Here is a 17754-nt window from a genome sequence, read left to right on the forward strand (position 1 = left end):
CCGCGTCTTACTGTCTGGGAACCGGCCGTCGGGCCGCAGCGCGACGCTGGTGCGCGCGTGAGCTTTCGCAACATCTCGGCCTGGGCGATCCGCAACCCGATCCCCCCGCTCGTCCTGTTCGTGATGCTCACCGTCGCGGGAATGGTCAGCTTCGCGCGGATGCAGGTCAACGACAATCCCGACATCGACTTCCCGGTCGTCATCGTTTCGGTCAGCCAACCCGGCGCCGCACCGAGCGAGCTGGAGAATCAGGTCACGCTCAAGATCGAATCCGCGGTGCGCAGCCTCGCCGGGATCGACGAGATCAACTCGACCGTCTCCGAGGGACAGTCGACTACCGTCATCCAGCTCGCCATCGGCACGCCGATCGACCGCGCGGTGGAAGACGTGCGCAGCGCGGTCCAGCAAGTGCGCAGCGACCTGCCCGACGGCATCCTCGAGCCGCAAATCTCGCGCGCTGACACCACCGGCAACGATCTGGCGAGCTATGCCGCGATCGGCACCGACATGACGATGGAGGAGCTCAGCTGGTACATCGACAATACCGTCGCGAAGGAACTGCTGTCGGTCCCCGGTATGGCGAACGTCGATCGCAACGGCGGGGTCAATCGCGAGATCCGCGTGATCCTCGACCCGCTCAAGCTGCAGGCGCAGGGCATCACCGCGAGCGAGGTCAACCAGCAGCTGCGCCAGGTCAATCTCAACGCCGCCGGCGGCCGAGCGCAGATTGCGGGCTCGGAGCAGGCGGTCCGCGTGCTCGGCAACGCCCACACCGCTTACGATCTCGGCCAGACGCAGATCTCGCTCGGCACCGGGCGAACCGTCAAGCTCGCCGACATCGCGCAGATCCGCGATCTCTACGCCGAACAGCGCACCGCTTCGGCGCTCGACGGCCGCCAGGTGCTGAGCTTCGATTTCCAGCGTGCCAAGGGTGGCTCGGACGTCAGCGTTTTCCACGGTGCCGAGGCCAAGCTCGCCGCGCTCGAGAAGCGCAATCCCAAGGTGCATTTCCAGCAGATCTTCAACCAGGTCAAATATACCGAGCTGCAATATCATTCGGCGATCGACACGATGATCGAGGGCGCCGTGCTCGCGGTCGTCGTCGTCTTCATCTTCCTGCGCGACTGGCGCTCGACCGTCATCTCGGCGCTCGCCATCCCGCTCTCGGCGATCCCGACCTTCTGGTTTATGGACCTGATGGGCTTCACGCTCAATGGCATCAGCCTGCTGGCGCTGAGCCTCGTCGCGGGCGTGCTGGTCGACGATGCGATCGTCGAGATCGAGAATATCGTGCGGCACATGCGGATGGGCAAATCGGCCTATCAGGCCTCGATCGACGCCGCCGACGAGATTGGCCTCGCGGTGCTTGCCACCACTATGGCGATCGTCGCGGTGTTCCTGCCGGTCGGGCTGATGCCGGGCATTTCGGGGCAGTTCTTCAAGAATTTCGGCCTGACCGTCGTCGTCGCGGTGCTGATGAGCCTCGCCGTCGCGCGCCTCATCACGCCGATGATCGCGGCCTATTTCCTCAAGGCCGAGGGGCATCGCTCGCACGGCGAAGGGCCGATCATGAACGTCTATATGGCGGTGCTGCGCTGGACGCTGCTGCACCGCTGGTCGGCGGTGGTCGGCGGGATGGGTGCGCTCGCGCTGACCGTGCTGTGCGCCGGCGCGCTGCCGATGACGTTCCAGCCCGATCAGGACGAGGATTCGGCGCGCGCGACGATCGAAATGGTGCCGGGTACGACGCTCGCGCAGACCGAGGCCGTGGTGAATCAGGTCGCTGCGCTGCTCAAGCGGCAGCCCGATGTCGAGACGACCTATCAGCGTGCGGCAGTCGGCAGTGGCCGCGTCACCGCGATCTTCAAGCACCACAAGACGCAGACGAGCAGCGAATTCCAGCGCGCGCTGGCACCGCAACTCGCGCAGATCGCCGATGCGCGCGTCTCGTTCCGCTCGAGCAATGGCGGCAACAGCGGGCGCGATCTGTCGATCACGCTCGCCGGATCGGACCCCGAGCTGCTACGCCGGACCGCGATCACGCTGGCCGAGCAGATGTCGCACCTATCGACCGTGACCGCGCCGCGCATCGTCGGCGACCTGCAGCGTCCCGAGATCGTGATCAAGCCGCGCATGGATCTCGCCGCAAGCATGGGCGTGACGACGGCAGCGCTGTCGAACGCGATCCGCGTCGCCACGCTCGGGGACATCGACCAGAACAGCGCGAAATTCTCGCTGAGCGACCGCCAGGTGCCGATCCGCGTCGCGCTCGACGAAAATGCGCGGACGCGCCTGTCGACGATCCGCAACCTTCCGATCCGCACCGCGAGCGGTGGCTCGGTGCCGCTCAGCCTGGTCGCCGACATCAGCTTCGGCGCCGGCCCGACCAAGATCGAGCGCGTCGCGCAGCAGCGGCAGATCACCGTCGGCGCCGATCGCGCGCCGGGCGTGGTCAGCAGCACCGCGATGGACCAGATCGACGCGCTGCCGGTCATGAAGGCGCTGCCGCTCGGCGTTGCCAAGCTGACGCTCGGCCAGCAGAAGTTCGAGACCGAGATGATCAATAATTTCGTCGCCGCGGTGGTGGCCGGCATCCTGTTGGTGTTCGCGGTGCTGGTGCTGCTGTACCGCCGCTTCCTCGCGCCGTTCGTCAATCTCGGGTCGCTGATGCTCGCGCCGCTCGGCGGGCTGATCGCCTTGCTGATCACCGGCAATCCGATCTCGATGCCGGTGCTGATCGGGATGCTGATGCTGCTCGGCATCGTCGCCAAGAATTCGATCCTGCTGATCGACTTCGCGCTCGAGGAAATCGCCAAGGGCGTCGAGCCGATCGCGGCGATCCTCGATGCCGGGCACAAGCGCGCGCAGCCGATCGTGATGACGACGGTGGCGATGGTCGCCGGGATGATACCGACCGCGCTGTCGCTGAGCGGCGACGGATCGTGGCGCGCGCCGATGGGGATCACGGTGATCGGCGGCTTGCTGTTGTCGACCGTGCTGACGCTGGTGATCGTGCCGGCGAGCTTCAGCCTGGCGATGGGGATCGAGCGCTGGATCGGCCCGCGGATGGGGCGGCGGTTGCTGACCTATCGCCCGGGCGATGCGGCGCTGCCGGGACGCGTCGTCGCACATCCGGCGCTGGGGCCGGCGGAGTAACCCCCCTGCCGCTTACTGCTCGTCGAGGTCGAGGAACGGCACGACGTCGTTGTCGGTCGCGAACCACAGGCCGGCCTGGACCTCGTCGGACTGCTGCTGGGCGATCAGCATCGCCTCGGACAGCGGACCATAGAAGAGCGTCTGCGCGACCGGGTCGCTCTCGTCGAGATAGTAGAGCCGGACGGTTGCGGTCGAGGAGGTGGTGCGCATGGTGCCGCCTTGGAACCGCGAGCCCGAGCGCGCAAGTCAGCCTGGCGTGACGTCGGCCTCGGCCGCGGCGAGCACGCCGACGAGATGCTGCACCGTCGCGCGCAGATCGGCGAGCTCGTCGGGCGAAAGCGCTAGCCCGCTCGCCAGCGTGCGCGGCACGTCGCGTGCCGTATCGCGCAACGCGGCGCCGCGTTCGGTCACGCCGACCAGCACGCGGCGTTCGTCGGCGGCGTCGCGCTGGCGCGTGACAAGCCCGGCCGCCTCCATCCGCTTGAGCAGCGGCGTCAGCGTCCCGCTGTCGAGATGCAGCCGCTCGCCGAGCGCGCCGACGCTTTGCGGCGCCTGCTCCCACAGAACGAGCATCACCAGATATTGCGGATAGGTGAGCCCGAGCTGCGCGAGCACCGGGCGATAGAGCCGACCGAACAGGTTGGAGGCGGCGTAGAGCGGGAAGCAGACCTGCAGATCTAGCCGCAGAAAATCGTCATCGTCGCGCATCGCCGCCTCCTGTCCGCTCACTTGGTGGTGACGCTGATCTTGACGTCGATATTGCCCTTTACCGCGTTCGAATAGGGGCACACCGCATGCGCTTCGGCGACGAGCGCCTCGGCCGCGGCCTGGTCGAGCCCGGTGATCGTCACGTCGAGCGCGACCGAGAGAACGAAGCCGCCGGCTGCATTGGGCGACAGGCCGACCTCGGCGACGACGAGGATGTCGTCATCCTTGACCTTCTGCGGTTTGCTGCGGCCGACATGGATAACGGCATTCTCGAAGCAGGCGGCATAGCCCGCGGCGAACAGCTGCTCGGGGTTGGTCGCACCGCCCTTGCCACCGAGCGCGGTCGGCATGGCGAGCTGCAGGTCGAGCAGGCCGTCGTCGCTGCGGATCGTGCCGCTGCGCCCGCCGACGGCGGTAACCTTGGTGCTGTAGAGCGTGCTCATGAGGATCTCCTGACTGAGACTGGGTTGGACGCTTTATATTGTGCGCAATTTAATTGATGACAAGATGTCTCCGCATCTGTTTTTATGGCGCCAAGCCCCCACATCGCGGTCTGCTTCTCCTCCAACCGCAGATGGTGCCGCATGTCCCAGCCGACCAAGCAGCCGATGAAGATCGATTTCGTTTCCGACGTGTCCTGCCCGTGGTGCATCATCGGGCTGCGCGGGCTCGAGGAAGCGCTCGAGCGGACGCGCGACGTGGTCGACGCCGAGATCACCTTCCAGCCGTTCGAGCTCAACCCGCGGATGGGCGCCGACGGGCAGAATATCGTCGAGCATATCGCCGAGAAATATGGCGCGACGCCCGAACAGTCCGCCGCCAACCGCGCGACGATCCGCGAGCGCGCGGCCGATCTCGGCTTCACGATGGCGATGACCGACGCCAGCCGCATCTACAACACGTTCGACGCGCACCGCCTGCTCCACTGGGCCGAGCTCGAGGGCAAGCAGGCGGCGCTCAAGCACGCTTTGTTCGATGCCTATTTCACCCACCAGCAGGATCCGTCGGACCATCCCACCCTCGTCGCGATCGCCGGGACGGTCGGGCTCGACCCGGCACGTGCCAGCGCGATCCTGGCGAGCGACGACTATGCGCGCGAGGTTCGCGCCGCCGAGCAGCTCTGGCAGTCGCGCGGCATCAACTCGGTCCCGGCGATCGTGATCAACGACCGCCACCTCATCTCGGGCGGACAGCCGCCCGAACTGTTCGAGCGAGCGCTGCGCGAAATCGCCGCCGCCTGATCCCCCCGTTTCATCCGACAGAAAGTTTTCCCATGGCCACCCTGTTCGACAGCTACACGCTGGGATCGATCCCGCTCGCCAATCGCATCGTGATGGCGCCGCTCACCCGCAACCGCGCCGCCGCCGGCTTCGTGCCGGGGCCGTTCGCGGCCGAATATTATGCGCAGCGCGCCACCGCCGGCCTGCTGATCGCCGAGGCGACGCAGGTTTCGCAGCAGGGCCAGGGCTATCAGGACACGCCCGGCATCTACACCGATGCGCAGGTGGCAGGCTGGCGCACGGTGACCGATCGCGTCCATGCCGCCGGCGGCAAGATCTTCCTCCAGCTGTGGCATGTCGGCCGCGTGTCGCATGTCGATCTCCAGGCCGGCGGCGGCGCGCCTGTCGCACCCTCGGCGATCCGCGCCGAGACCAAGACCTTCGTCGGCGGCAGCTTCGTCGACACCTCGGTGCCGCGCGCGCTCGAGCTCGACGAGATTGCCGCGATTATCGAGGATTTCCGCCGGGGTGCCGCCAATGCGATCCGCGCGGGGTTCGACGGGGTCGAGGTGCACGGCGCCAACGGCTATCTGCTCGACCAGTTCGCCAAGGACGGCGCCAACATCCGCACCGATGCGTATGGCGGCAGCATCGAGAATCGCGCGCGGCTGATGCTCGAGGTGACCAAGGCGGTCGTCGCCGAAGTCGGCGCCGAGCGCACCGGCATCCGCATCTCGCCGGTGTCGCCCGCCAACGGCATTTCGGACAGCAACCCGCAGCCGCTGTTCGACCATATCGTCGACGCGCTGAGCGCGCTCGACCTGGTCTATCTCCATGTCATCGAAGGCGCGACCGGCGGCCCGCGCGATGCCGCGCCGTTCGATTACGCGTCGCTGCGCCGCCGCTTCGCCAACACCTATATGGCGAATAACGGCTACACGTACGAGCTCGCCACCCGCGCGGTCGAGGACGCTACCGCCGATCTGGTCGCGTTCGGCCAGCCGTTCATCGCCAATCCCGATCTGGTCGCGCGTTTCAAGGCGCACGCTCCGCTCAACACGATCGACCAGGACACGCTCTATGGCGGCGGCGCGAAGGGCTATACCGATTACCCGGCGCTCGAGACGCAGCCGGCCTGAGCCACGCCGTAGCGAGTGCAACTGAAACAAATGACCGCTTCCACGGCGAAGGCCGGGGAGACGCTTGGGAGTGGCGCTTGCTAGCCCCTCACCCCGGAAAGTCGGTCGCCAGGCTCGTCTCGCGCCATGCCTCGACCTCGGCGAGCGTGTCGCGCAGTTGCTTGGTGACCGCATCGATCCCGAACCGGCCGAGCACGAGGTGGCGCGGCGGCTCGGCCTGCTCGGTCAGCGCGATCATCGCCTTGGCGGCGCGCACCGGATCCCCCGCCTGCGTCCCGCTCACCGCTGCGGTGCCGTCGAGCCGCTTGCCCGCCGTCGCGGCATAGGCGTCGATCGCCACCGGGGTCTGCTTGAGCGAGCGCCCGGCCCAGTCGGTGCGGAACGGCCCGGGCTCGATGCAGGTCACCTTGATCCCGATCGGCGCTCCCTCGGCGCGCAGCGCGTCGCTGAAGCCTTCGACGGCATGCTTGCTCGCGGCATAATAGCCCGATCCCGGAAAACCGACGAAGCCCGCGACCGAGCTGAGGTTGAGCACGTGCCCCGCGCGGCGTTCGCGCATCCCCGGCAGCACGGCGCGGGTCAGTGCGAACAGGCCGAACACGTTGGTGTCGAACTGCGCGCGGATCTCGGCCTCGACGCCCTCCTCGATCGACGCTTGGTACCCATAGCCGGCATTGTTGACGAGCACGTCGATCGCCCCGAAGCGCGCGATCGCCGCTGCCACCGCGGCCTCGATCTGCGCCTGGTCGGTGACGTCGAGCGCCAGCGCGAGCACGCGATCCTCGGCCCCTTTGGCCAGATCGACGACCTGCGCCTGGTAGCGTGCGGTCGCGACGACGCGCCAGCCGCGCGCCAGCACTTCGCGCGCGAGGTCGCGGCCAAAGCCGGTCGAGCAGCCGGTGATGAACCAGATCGGGGTTGCGTGCGCAGTCATCGGACATCCTTGCAGTGGAGCCCTGCCAAGACGTTCGGGGCGGCAAAGCGATCCGAGCGGCATTGCTCTCTGTTCATACGTGCAATCGCTCTTTATAGGTACATTCAATACAGAGGCGTGAAGCGAGTGCTCGGGCGCGAGCCGAAGAAAGGATTTTGCGAATGCCCCGCAACGCCTGGTCGCTGCCGCTGCTGGCAGCCGTGTCGCCCGCCTTTGCCGTCGGCGTCGCATCGGCCCAGACCCCGGCGACGAGCGACCCTTATGCGAGCGACCCCGTCGGCATCGTAGCGGCACCCTGCCCGTCGCATCCCGACCCGACCGACGCGGCCAGCTGGCAGGCGGCGAAGCTCCACATTTTGACGCGCGACTTCGGCCAGCTGTGCCGCTACGCCGCGCAGAATGCCGCGCTGGTACGGAGCGCGGAGAAGGTGCGCGTCGTCTTCATGGGGGATTCGATCACCGACAATTGGATCCGGTCCGACGCCGCTTTGTTCACCGGCGGGCTGGTCGATCGCGGGATCAGCGCGCAGACCACGCCGCAGATGCTGGTGCGCTTCCGCGCCGACGTGATCGCGCTCGAGCCGCGCGCGGTGCATATCATGGCGGGCACCAACGACATCGCCGGCAATACCGGCGCCGCGACGATCGAGACGGTCGAGGGCAATATCCAGAGCATGGCCGAGCTCGCCCGCACGAACGGCATCAGGGTTATCCTTGCCTCGATCCCGCCCGCCGCCGCCTTCCCGTGGAGCCCGGACAAGCAGCCCGTCCCGCAGATCGCCGCGCTCAACGCCTGGCTGCGCGCGTACGCAAAGGCGAACGGCTTCACCTATGTCGACTATCACGCCGCGCTCGCCACGCCCGACGGCGCGATGAAGCCCGGCCTGGCGAGCGACGGCGTCCACCCCACCGCTCAAGGCTATGCCGTGATGCGCCCGCTCGCACTCGCCGCGATCGCGAAGGCGCTCGGCAAGGAACCTCACACGCCATGACCGCCTTGCTGCTCCACCCCGACGACAACATCCTCGTCGTCACCGCGCCGCTCGACATCGGCGACAGCATCGCGATCGACGGTACGACCGTCGTGATCGGTTCGCGGATCGAGGTCGGCCACAAGATCGCGCGCCACGCACTCGCCGCGGGCGCGACCGTCGTCAAATATGGCGCCCCGATCGGATCGATGACCGCCGCCGCGCAAGCCGGCGCGCACGTCCACCTGCACAACATGAAAAGCGACTATATCGCGTCGCACCTGCGCGATACGCTCGAAGGAAGCCCGTCATGATCTCTGCCTGGGCCCGTAGCGATGGCCGCAAGGGGATCCGCAACGTCGTCGCGGTCGCCTATCTCGTGGAATGTGCGCATCATGTCGCGCGGCGGATCGTCGACAAGATCGACGATCCCGACGTCCACCTGATCGGCTTTCCCGGCTGCTTCCCCAACAGCTATGCCGACAAGGTGATGAAGGCGGTCGCGACGCATCCCAATATCGGCGGGCTGGTGATCGTCTCGCTCGGCTGCGAGAGCTTCAACCGCGAGGGGCTCGCCGCCGCGGTCGCGGCGAGCGGGCGGCCGGTCGAGACGCTGGTGATCCAGCAGAATGGCGGCACCGCCGCGACGATCGCCGCCGGGCTCGAGGCCGTCGCCCGCGTCAAGGCGATCGCCGATGCCGGCGCGCGCGTCGACATGGCGGTGAGCGAGCTCGTCATCGGCACGATCTGCGGCGGATCCGACGGGACCAGCGGGATCACCGCCAACCCCGCGGTGGGGCGCGCGTTCGATCGCTTCGTTGCCGAGGGCGCGACCTGCGTGTTCGAGGAGACCGGCGAACTGGTCGGCTGCGAAGCGATCATGGCCGATCGCGCGATCACCCCCGACCTCGGCGCCGCGCTGGTCGCGACGGTCGAGAAGGCCGAGCGCTATTACACCATCCTCGGCTTCGGCAGCTTTGCGCCGGGCAACGCCGAGGGCGGCCTGACGACGCAGGAGGAAAAGTCGATGGGCGCTTATTCCAAGTCGGGCAGCTCGCCGATCTCGGGGATCGTCACCCCCGGCGACCTGCCGCCCTCGCCCGGCCTTTACCTGCTCGACGTCGTCCCCGACGGCGAGCCGCGCTTCGGCTTCCCCAACATTTCCGACAATGCCGAGATCGTCGAGCTGATCGCATGTGGCGCGCACGTCACGCTGTTCACCACCGGACGGGGATCGGTGGTCGGGTCGGCGATCTCGCCCGTCATCAAGATCTGCGCCAATCCCGAGACCGCGCGCAAGCTCGCCGGCGACATGGACATCAACGCCGGACGCATCCTCGAGGGCGAAGCGACGATCGAACAGGTCGGCACCGAGATTTACGACCGCACGCTGGCGATCGCGCACGGCGCGCGTAGCGTCTCGGAGGAACTCGGCCACCGCGAATTCATCCTGACCTACAAGAGCTTCGAGCCGGTCGGCCCGGCCTGCCTGCCGCGCAAGGCCGCATGAGCGACGGCGAGATCGACGCGGAAGACCGCCGCTACAAGGCGCCCGCGCTGGAAAAGGGGCTCGATATCCTCGAACTGCTCGCGACCGCGGTCGATCCGCTGCCGCTCGCGGCGATCGCCGATCGGCTCGATCGCTCGCGCGGGGAGCTGCACCGCATGGTCCAGGTGCTGCAGTTTCGCGGCTACATTCATCAGGACGCCGGATCCGAGGGCTACCGCCTGACCGACCGGCTGTTCGCGCTGGGGATGCGCCAGCCGCGAACACGCACCCTGCTCGAACTGGCGTTGCCGGTGATGCGGCAGCTGGTGCACGAGACGGGCGAATCGTGCCACCTCGCCTTCCACAGCCGTGGCGAGATGGTCGTCGTCGCGCGCGTCGAATCGGGCGAGCAGCTCGGCTTCTCGGTCCGCGTCGGTTATCGTCGGCCGATCCCGATCACCGCCTCGGGCGTCGTGCTCTACGCCTTCCAGAGCGAAGCGGTCCGCCGCGAGTGGGAGGCGCTGTTCACCCCCGTGCTCGACGCCGAGGCGCTGCGCGTGTTGCGCGCCTACGCCGATGCGGTGCGGGCGCGTGCAGTCGAACTGACGCCGAGCCCGCTGATCGGCGGGGTGACCGACATCTCGGCGCCGATCCTCCGCGGCACGTCGGCCGCCGCCGCGCTCACCGTGCCCTACCTAGAGCGGCGCGAACCGTTCCACAGCCGCGAGACGGTTGCGGCGATGCTGATCGCGGCCGCCAATCGCATCGCCGATCAGCTCGTCCAGAGCGACGAACGTCTGTAAACCGCCCGCCAGCCGCTTAGCGCGCGCGCCAGCCGGCCGGCAGCGTCCGCGCCGGCACGGTTACCGTCACCGTTTCGCGCACGTCGCGCGCCGAATCCGCGAGCATGACCTTGTAGGCGCCCCCCGCGATGCGCCATTGGTGCCCCGCTTCATCCCACGTCGCGAGCAGCCGCGGATCGACCGATATCGTCACGGCCTGGCTCGCCCCCGCCGCCAGCGCGACCTTGCTGAAGCCCGCCAGCCGCTTGGGCGCTTCCCAGCCGCCGGCAACCGGCGAGACGTAAAGCTGCGGCACGCTCGCCCCGGCGCGCGGGCCGGTATTGCGCACGGTGAAGCGCGCGGTCAGCAGGCCCTGCTCGACCCCGGCGCGAAGCCCGTTGGTGACGAAGCGCGTGTAGGACAGGCCGTGGCCGAAGGCGAACAGCGGCGCGCCTCCCTTGGCATCGAACCATTTGTAGCCGACCGCCGCGCCCTCCTTATAGACGACGTCGCCGACATGCGGCTTGGCCGGATCGGGCAATGGAGCGACGCTGCTGGCGAAGGTCATCGGCAAGCGGCCCGACGGATTGACCTTGCCGAACAGCAGATTGGCGATCGCCGCGCCGCCTGCCGTGCCGGGATACCACGCCTCGAGCACCGCACCGACCCGGTCGAGCCACGGCATCGCCACCTGGCTGCCCGTTTCGAGCACCACCACCGTCTTGCGATTGGCCGCACCGACCGCGTCGATCAGCGCGTCCTGCGCACCGTCGAGCCCCATCGGCACGTCGAACGATTCGCCCTGCCACTGGGTCGCGAAGACAATCACGACGTCGGCGTCGCGCGCCAGGGCCGCCGCCGCGACGGGATCGGTACCGTCGGCGAAGTCGACGCGCGCACCAGGCGCGAGCCGCTTGATCTCGGCGAGCGGTGAGGAGGGATAGTACATGACCGGCCCCGGCCAGCTGGTCGGCAGCAGGCCGGGGACGGCATTGCCGCCGACCGGATAGACGAGCGACGACCCGCCGCCCGCCAGCACGCCCTTGTCGGCATGGCCGCCGATCACGACGATCCGCTTGGCGCTGGCAGCAAGCGGCAGCAGGTCGCCGCTGTTCTTGAGCAGCACCGCCCCCGCCTCGGCGGCGGTGCGAGTCACCACGGCATGCGCGGCGAGGTCGATCGGTTGCTCGCTGACCGGATGCTCGAACAGCCCTTGCGCGAACATCGCGCGCGCGATGCGGTGGACCATCAGGTCGAGCCGCGCGGGCGTCACTTCACCGCGCTCGACCGCTTCGCGCAGCGGCCGGCCGAAAAAAGGCTGCGTGTCGAACGGGAAGCCCGAGTCCTGGTCGAGACCGGCATTGGCGGCGGCGGCCGTGCTGTGCGTCGCGCCCCAGTCGCTCATCACATAGCCCTTGAATCCCCAGTCGGTGCGCAGCACGTCGGTCAGCAGCCAGCTGTTCTCGCAGGCATGCGTGCCGTCGACACGGTTGTACGAACACATGATCGAGCCCGGATCGGCACGCTCGATCGCCAGCTGGAAGGCGAGCAGGTCGGAAACCCGCGCCGCGCTATGCTCGATCACCGAATTGCCGCTGTTGCGGTCGGTCTCCTGGTCGTTGAAGGCGTAATGCTTGATCGTCGAGACGATGTGGTTGGACTGGATACCGATCACCTGCTCGGCGACCATCGTCCCGGCGAGCAACGGATCCTCGCCGCCATATTCGAAATTGCGGCCATTGCGCGGCTCGCGCAGCAGGTCGACTCCGCCCGCCAGCATCACGTTAAAGCCCGAGCGACGGGCCTCGTCGCCGATCATCGCGCCGCCAGCGCGCGCCACCGCGCGGTCCCAGCTCGCCGCGATCGCGAGGTTCGACGGCAGGGCGGTGCGCTCGCGCTTGATCGCCGCGCCACCCTGCGTCGCGACGCCGATCCCGGCGTCGGTCTGGTGCTGCGCCGGGATGCCGAGCCGCGCGATCGCGGGGACATAGCCGGCCGAACCGGCATGTGCCGCTGCGGGTGCCTTATATAGCCAGACCGGGAAGTCGGTGCCGAAATAGCCGAACACCAGCGTCAGTTTCTCGTCGCGCGTCATCGCCGCGACCAGCGCCGCCGCGCGCGCATCGGGCGTGCGCCGAACGTCGTTCCACGCGCCGCGGATCGGCGGCTTGGTCCATTGCGGCAGCACCGGCATCCCGGCATCCGGGGCGACCTTAGCTGGCGGCGGTGGCGCCGCGACCTGCGCGCCGCTGCTGCTCGAGACCGCAGTCGCGACCAGCAGCGCGGGAAGATAGGCGCGGAGCGTCATGAAGAAGTCCTCTCTTGATACGGCACGCGTCGGAGTAACGCGGGTCGGCGGCAGCGGTCCGAAAACGGCTTCATATATGCGCCGCAGCGGGCCGGCAAACGTCGACAAACTCTGCCTATAGTTGAACCGCGCGGCGGTGTGCCCGCACATCCACGACGAGGGCGCTGCAGTCGTCCCGCGGCTGCGCGGTCCAGAGGAGTCCCATCTCGGCTGCCCCCGCGGCCGCTCCAAGCGCAGGGTTGATCTCGTGGCGGCCCACGACCAGAGGCTGGCGCATCCTACCCCTCATGCTGAATCGAGCCAGCACGATGCATCGTCTCCGCGCTTTGTTTGACCCGTTCATCGTCATGCTGTTGGGCACCGTCCTGCTCGCAACGGTGCTGCCGGCGCGCGGGCTGTTCGTGCCGGTCGTGTCGAGCGCGGCGACCGCAGCGATCGTCGCCTTGTTCTTCCTGCACGGTGCCAAGCTGTCGCGCACCGCGATCGTCGCCGGCGCGAGCGCCTGGCGCCTGCATCTGTGCGTGCTCGCGGCGACGTTCATCGTCTTCCCGGTTTTCGGCCTGATCGTCGCGCACCTCCCCTTCCTCTCGCCGATGGTGGCGAGCGGCCTGCTCTTCCTGACGCTGCTGCCCTCGACCGTGCAGTCCTCGATCGCCTTCACCGCGATCGCGCGTGGGAACGTCGCCGCGGCGGTGTGCAGTGCCTCCTTCTCGAACCTTCTCGGCATCGTCGTCACCCCGCTGCTCGTCACGCTGACGATGGGCGGGGTCGGGGGCGGCGCCGGGGTGGGCTTCTCCTGGGCGAGCGCCGAGACGATCGCGCTGCAATTGCTGCTGCCATTCGTGCTCGGTCATCTCCTGCGGCCGTGGATCGGCGGCTTCGTCACGCGGCACAAGGCGCTCGTCATCGGCGTCGATCGCGGGTCGATCCTGCTGGTCGTCTATGCCGCGTTCGGGGCGGCGGTGGTCGAGGGACTCTGGTCGCGCATCTCGCCGGGATCGCTGCTGCTGATCGCCGCGCTCTCGCTTGTTCTGCTCGGCGCGATCCTAGCCGCGACATGGTTCGGGGGGCGCGCGCTCGGCTTTGCGCGCGAGGATGCGATCGTCCTGCAATTCTGCGGGTCGAAAAAGAGCCTCGCATCAGGCGTGCCGATGGCGGGCGTGCTGTTCCCGGCGGCACAGGTCGGCGTGGCGATCCTGCCGCTGATGATCTTCCATCAGGTGCAGCTGATCGCCTGTGCCGCACTCGCGCGTCGCTACGCCGCGCAGGCCGCCGAGGCGTGACGCAGCCAAATCCCGCGCCGTGAGTTGTTGCGGGATGACAACAAACCCCCTGCCGCGCCCCCTGCCTCGTACCGCCGCGCTGATCGTCAACGCCAAGTCGCGGTCGGGCCGCGACCTGTTCGTCGAGGCGCGCGCCAAGCTCGAGGCCGCCGGTCTCGTGCTGAGCTCGGCGCATGCGGTCGAGGACCCGTCGGAAATTCCCGCGACGGTGCGTCAGATCGTCGCCGACGGCACCCCGATGGTGATCGTCGGTGGCGGCGACGGCACGCTGTCGTGCACGATCGATGAACTGGTCGGCACCGACTGTGTGTTTGCGCTGCTGCCGCTTGGCACCGCGAACAGCTTTGCCCGCACGCTCAAACTGCCGCTCGATCTCGACGGCGCGGTCGCGACGATCGCAGACGGGCACCGGCGCCGCGTCGATCTCGGGATGATCGACGACGATTATTTCGTCAACGGCGCCGCGATCGGCCTGGCCGCGCTGATCGGCGAGACCGTGCCGCACGCGCTCAAGCGCTATCTCGGGCGCGTCGGCTATCTGCTCTGGGCCTTGCGCTGCTCGATCCGCTTCCGCGCCTTCCGCCTGATGATCGACGACGGCGAGACGCAGCGCCGCATGTGGTCGACCGAGGTCCGCATCCTCAACGGGCGCTACCACGGCGGGGTCGAGCTGTCGGACAATGCCGACGTGGCGAGCGGCGAGATCGTGATCCAGGCGGTCGTCGGGCGAAGCCGTGTGCGGCTGGCCGCCGACTGGTACGCCAAATTCTTCCGGCTGCGCGACCGCCACGCGCATACGGAGGAATTTCGCGGCTGCAGCTTCCGCATCGAGACGACGCCGAACATGAAGATCTCGATCGACGGCGAGGTGCTCGCGCAGACGCCGGTCACGGCGAAAATCGCGGCGCGCGCGGTCGATGTCGCGGTCGGCCCTCCCGCCCGCTAGCACGGCGATCGCCGAAGCTTCGCCACGATCCGGTCGCCGCGCCCGGGCGACGGACCGGCGGGACACGGCGTGCCCAGCTGTTGCGCGGCCGGGCGCGTTGGCGCAGGGGAACCGCCGACCCGATGGTGAAAATGCAATGCCCTGCCCCCGCTTCCTGTCCCGGTTGATCGCTGCGCTGCTGTTGGCGCTGGCGCTCGGCGGTCCCGCACTTGCGCAAACGCCGACGGTCGCCTCGATCTCGACGGATCTGAGCCGCGCCGAAATCGAATTGCGCTCGGTCGACGGACGGCTCGACGACCGGGTCGACGCTGCGGCGCAGAAGGCGCTGCGCGCCCGCACGCTCGCCGCGCAGGAGGTCGTGACCGACGGTATCGACCAGCTGCAACAGCAGCAGACGCTGGTGCAAGCGCGGATTGCCGGCCTCGGCCCGGTCACCGCCGGCATCACCGAACCGGCGGAAATCAGCGCCGAGCGCAAGAACCTCGCGCAGCAGCTCGCCACGATCGACGCGGCGATCAAGCGCGGCGGGCTGGCCAACGTAGAGGCCGAGCAGCTGATCGACGAGATCGACCGTAGCCGCGCGCAACAGTTCAACGAACGCGTCTCGGCGCAGGTCGCCTCGCCCCTCACGCCCACCTTCTGGCGCTCGCTCGTGCTGGCGATGCCGCGCGACCTGCGCCGCATCGGGCTGTTCGTGTCGCAGGGCCGCCAGCAGATGCGAACGCAATGGGCGGGCACCGTTCCGTGGCAGGTGCTGCTCGGCGCGGTGGTTGCCTTCCTGTTTCTGTTCCCGGTGCGTGTGCAGGTGCGACTGTTCGGGCAGCGCTGGCTGGTCGAGGGCGCGCCGGGGCACCGCGTGCGCCGCTCCGCCAATGCCTTGTGGCGGATCGTCGTCGGCACCGTCGCGCCGTTGCTCGCCGCGACCGCGCTCGTCCAGGGACTGCACTGGTCGGGATTGATGCCGACGCGCTGGAGCGGGGTGCTCGACACGTTCGTCTCGGCGACGGGCTTCTGTGCCTATATCGCCGCAGTCACCGGCGCGCTGCTGATGCGGCACGGGTCGTCGTGGCGCGTCGCACCGATCGACGACGAGACCGCCGCTGCGCTGCGACCGCTGTCGTGGGTGCTCGCCGGCCTGGCCTTCGTCAGCATCCTCGTTGCCGCCTTCACCACCGCGATCGGCGCGAGCCAGCCGACGCAGATCGCGACGCAAGCACTCGAGGCCCTCCTCCATCTGCTGCTGATCGGCGCCTTCCTGCTCGTGCTCGGGCGGCTGCGCGCCAAACGCGCGGAGAGCGCCGAGATCGACAATGTCACGACCAGCGCGGGGCTGAGCCTGGGGACGCTGCTCGCGTGGCTGCTGGTCGCCGCCGCTGCGATGGCGCTGCTGCTCGGCTATATCGCGCTCAGCCTGTTCGTCGCGCAGTTCATCGCCTGGGCGACGATCCTCGGCACGACGCTCTATCTGTCGATGGCAGCGGTCGACGACGTCACCAGCAGCCTGTTCGTGCGCAGCAGCCGGATTGGCGTGACATTGACGCGCGCCCTCGGCGTGCGGCCGAGCATGGTCGACCAGTTCGGCGTCTTGCTCTCGGCGCTGCTGCGCGTCGCTTTGCTACTGGTCGGGCTGAGCCTGCTGGTCACCCCGTTCGGCGGGAGCGCGGGGCTCGGCACGGTGTTCGGCCGGCTCGGCATCCTCGCGCAGGGGGTCGAGTTCGGCGGCGTTTCGATCTCGCCGGCCAACATCCTGCGCGGCATCGTCGTGCTGTTCGTCGGGCTGGCGCTGGTGCGCGGCTTCATGAGCTGGCTCGAGACGCGCTACCTGCCGATCACCGATCTCGACGGCAGCGGGCGCAATTCGGTCGGCCTCGTCGCGCGCTATGTCGGCATCGCGATCGCCTTCATCTGGGCGCTGGCGTCGCTCGGCATCGGCGTCGAGCGCGTCGCCTTGCTGCTGTCGGCGCTGTCGGTCGGCATCGGCTTCGGCCTGCAGGCGATCACGCAGAACTTCATTTCCGGGCTGATCCTGCTCGCCGAACGCCCGATCAAGATCGGTGATCTCGTGCGTGTCGGCACCGACGAGGGCGACGTCAGGCGGATCAACGTCCGCTCGACCGAGATCGAACTCGCCGACCATTCGACGCTGATCGTGCCCAATTCCGAGCTGATCACCAAATCGGTGCTCAACAAGACGCTGTCGAACCCGCAAGGGCGCATGCAGATCAAATTCTCGGTCCCGCTCGACAGCGATGCGCAGGCGGTGACGGCGATGGTGCGCGATGCCTTTGCCGGCGAAAGCGCGGTGCTGACCGATCCTTCCCCCGTCGTGTTCATCGACGGGATCGTCGACGGGCGAATCGAATTCAACTGCTTCGGCCACGTCAGCCACCCGCGCGCGACCTACCCCGCGCGCAGTGCGGTGCTGATGACGCTGCTCCAGCGCTTCCGTGCCGAAGGCATCGACATCGGCACCGTGCCGCAGCGGATCGAGCTGGTCGCGGCGGCCGCACCGCCGAGCCCCTGATCCCGCGCTACCGCCCGTGCCTGGATGCGGGCGCGCGCTGTCGGGCGGTGTACGGCACGCAGCGAGCAGCGGATCGCCGCTCGATGCGACGGTCTGGGCAAGGCTGGCGGTCGCGCCGAGCAACGCCGCGATCGGGAGCGCCGAGGCGTGCGATCCGGCGCGTTTCCCCAACATACCGTTGCTCTGCAGCCATGGCCGAACCGCGTTCGTCATCAGCGTTGCGGTCGTGGCCGCACGACCGAGGCCGAACACCTCGCGATCGGCCTGTTGTTCGGGCTGCCGCGCCTTGGCAGC

Annotated in this window: 15 protein-coding genes; 10 read left to right on the plus strand and 5 right to left on the minus strand. The window is 68.4% G+C overall.

Annotated features, from left to right (window positions below):
- The first annotated feature begins 57 nt into the window (after positions 1-57).
- Positions 58-3156, plus strand: a complete 3099-nt coding sequence (locus U1872_RS19565; RefSeq protein ID WP_332794599.1) for an efflux RND transporter permease subunit — start codon at positions 58-60, stop codon at positions 3154-3156.
- 12 nt (positions 3157-3168) lie between these two features.
- Here the strand turns inward: U1872_RS19565 and U1872_RS19570 are convergent, their stop codons facing one another.
- From U1872_RS19570 to U1872_RS19580, 3 genes are read right to left on the minus strand one after another with little or no spacing between them, the layout of a single operon-like run.
- Entirely contained in the window at positions 3169-3366 is a 198-nt protein-coding gene (locus U1872_RS19570) for a hypothetical protein (RefSeq protein ID WP_332794600.1), read from the minus strand.
- A gap of 36 nt (positions 3367-3402) precedes the next feature.
- Positions 3403-3864, minus strand: coding sequence for a MarR family winged helix-turn-helix transcriptional regulator (locus tag U1872_RS19575; protein WP_332794601.1), 462 nt, complete (start codon positions 3862-3864; stop codon positions 3403-3405).
- Positions 3865-3881: 17 nt separating this feature from the next.
- Complete coding sequence (locus tag U1872_RS19580) at positions 3882-4307, minus strand: organic hydroperoxide resistance protein (protein ID WP_332794602.1); 426 nt, start codon at positions 4305-4307, stop codon at positions 3882-3884.
- 165 nt (positions 4308-4472) lie between these two features.
- Between U1872_RS19580 and U1872_RS19585 the strand changes: the two genes are divergently transcribed.
- Together U1872_RS19585 and U1872_RS19590 are read left to right on the plus strand one after the other, a co-directional pair.
- The gene (locus tag U1872_RS19585) at positions 4473-5105 is read left to right on the plus strand and encodes a DsbA family oxidoreductase (protein ID WP_332794618.1); all 633 of its coding nucleotides are present in this window, start codon (positions 4473-4475) and stop codon (positions 5103-5105) included.
- 32 nt (positions 5106-5137) lie between these two features.
- Entirely contained in the window at positions 5138-6223 is a 1086-nt protein-coding gene (locus tag U1872_RS19590) for an alkene reductase (RefSeq protein ID WP_332794603.1), read from the plus strand.
- Positions 6224-6311: 88 nt separating this feature from the next.
- Here the strand turns inward: U1872_RS19590 and U1872_RS19595 are convergent, their stop codons facing one another.
- Positions 6312-7157, minus strand: coding sequence for an oxidoreductase (locus U1872_RS19595; RefSeq protein ID WP_332794604.1), 846 nt, complete (start codon positions 7155-7157; stop codon positions 6312-6314).
- A 161-nt stretch (positions 7158-7318) separates the two neighbouring features.
- On the opposite strand from U1872_RS19595, the gene U1872_RS19600 reads away from it, so the two are divergent.
- Genes U1872_RS19600 through U1872_RS19615 form a run of 4 tightly spaced genes read left to right on the plus strand, consistent with a single transcriptional unit; the run spans position 7319 to position 10420 of the window.
- Complete coding sequence (locus U1872_RS19600) at positions 7319-8149, plus strand: SGNH/GDSL hydrolase family protein (RefSeq protein ID WP_332794605.1); 831 nt, start codon at positions 7319-7321, stop codon at positions 8147-8149.
- Entirely contained in the window at positions 8146-8442 is a 297-nt protein-coding gene (locus tag U1872_RS19605; RefSeq protein WP_332794606.1) for a UxaA family hydrolase, read from the plus strand. The genes U1872_RS19600 and U1872_RS19605 overlap by 4 nt, the downstream gene beginning before the upstream one ends.
- The gene (locus tag U1872_RS19610) at positions 8439-9638 is read left to right on the plus strand and encodes a UxaA family hydrolase (RefSeq protein WP_332794607.1); all 1200 of its coding nucleotides are present in this window, start codon (positions 8439-8441) and stop codon (positions 9636-9638) included. The genes U1872_RS19605 and U1872_RS19610 overlap by 4 nt, the downstream gene beginning before the upstream one ends.
- The gene (locus tag U1872_RS19615; RefSeq protein WP_332794608.1) at positions 9635-10420 is read left to right on the plus strand and encodes an IclR family transcriptional regulator; all 786 of its coding nucleotides are present in this window, start codon (positions 9635-9637) and stop codon (positions 10418-10420) included. The genes U1872_RS19610 and U1872_RS19615 overlap by 4 nt, the downstream gene beginning before the upstream one ends.
- Before the next feature lie 16 nt (positions 10421-10436).
- On the opposite strand, the gene U1872_RS19620 is transcribed toward U1872_RS19615, so the two are convergent.
- On the minus strand, positions 10437-12707 hold the full coding sequence (locus U1872_RS19620) for a glycoside hydrolase family 3 C-terminal domain-containing protein (protein WP_332794609.1): 2271 nt from the start codon (positions 12705-12707) through the stop codon (positions 10437-10439).
- Between the two features lie 308 nt (positions 12708-13015).
- Here U1872_RS19620 and U1872_RS19625 point away from each other — a divergent pair, with 308 nt between their 5' ends.
- The 3 genes from U1872_RS19625 (at position 13016) to U1872_RS19635 (ending at position 17460) form a co-directional block, all read left to right on the plus strand.
- Positions 13016-13990: a bile acid:sodium symporter family protein gene (locus U1872_RS19625; protein ID WP_332794610.1), complete on the plus strand. Its 975-nt coding sequence runs from the start codon at positions 13016-13018 to the stop codon at positions 13988-13990.
- Between the two features lie 34 nt (positions 13991-14024).
- On the plus strand, positions 14025-14936 hold the full coding sequence (locus U1872_RS19630; RefSeq protein WP_332794611.1) for a diacylglycerol/lipid kinase family protein: 912 nt from the start codon (positions 14025-14027) through the stop codon (positions 14934-14936).
- Positions 14937-15072: 136 nt separating this feature from the next.
- Entirely contained in the window at positions 15073-17460 is a 2388-nt protein-coding gene (locus tag U1872_RS19635; RefSeq protein ID WP_332794612.1) for a DUF3772 domain-containing protein, read from the plus strand.
- Positions 17461-17754: the final 294 nt, after the last annotated feature.

Origin of the sequence: Parasphingomonas frigoris (genome assembly GCF_036663815.1) — a bacterium.
In the GTDB taxonomy this organism is placed as follows: domain Bacteria; phylum Pseudomonadota; class Alphaproteobacteria; order Sphingomonadales; family Sphingomonadaceae; genus Sphingomonas.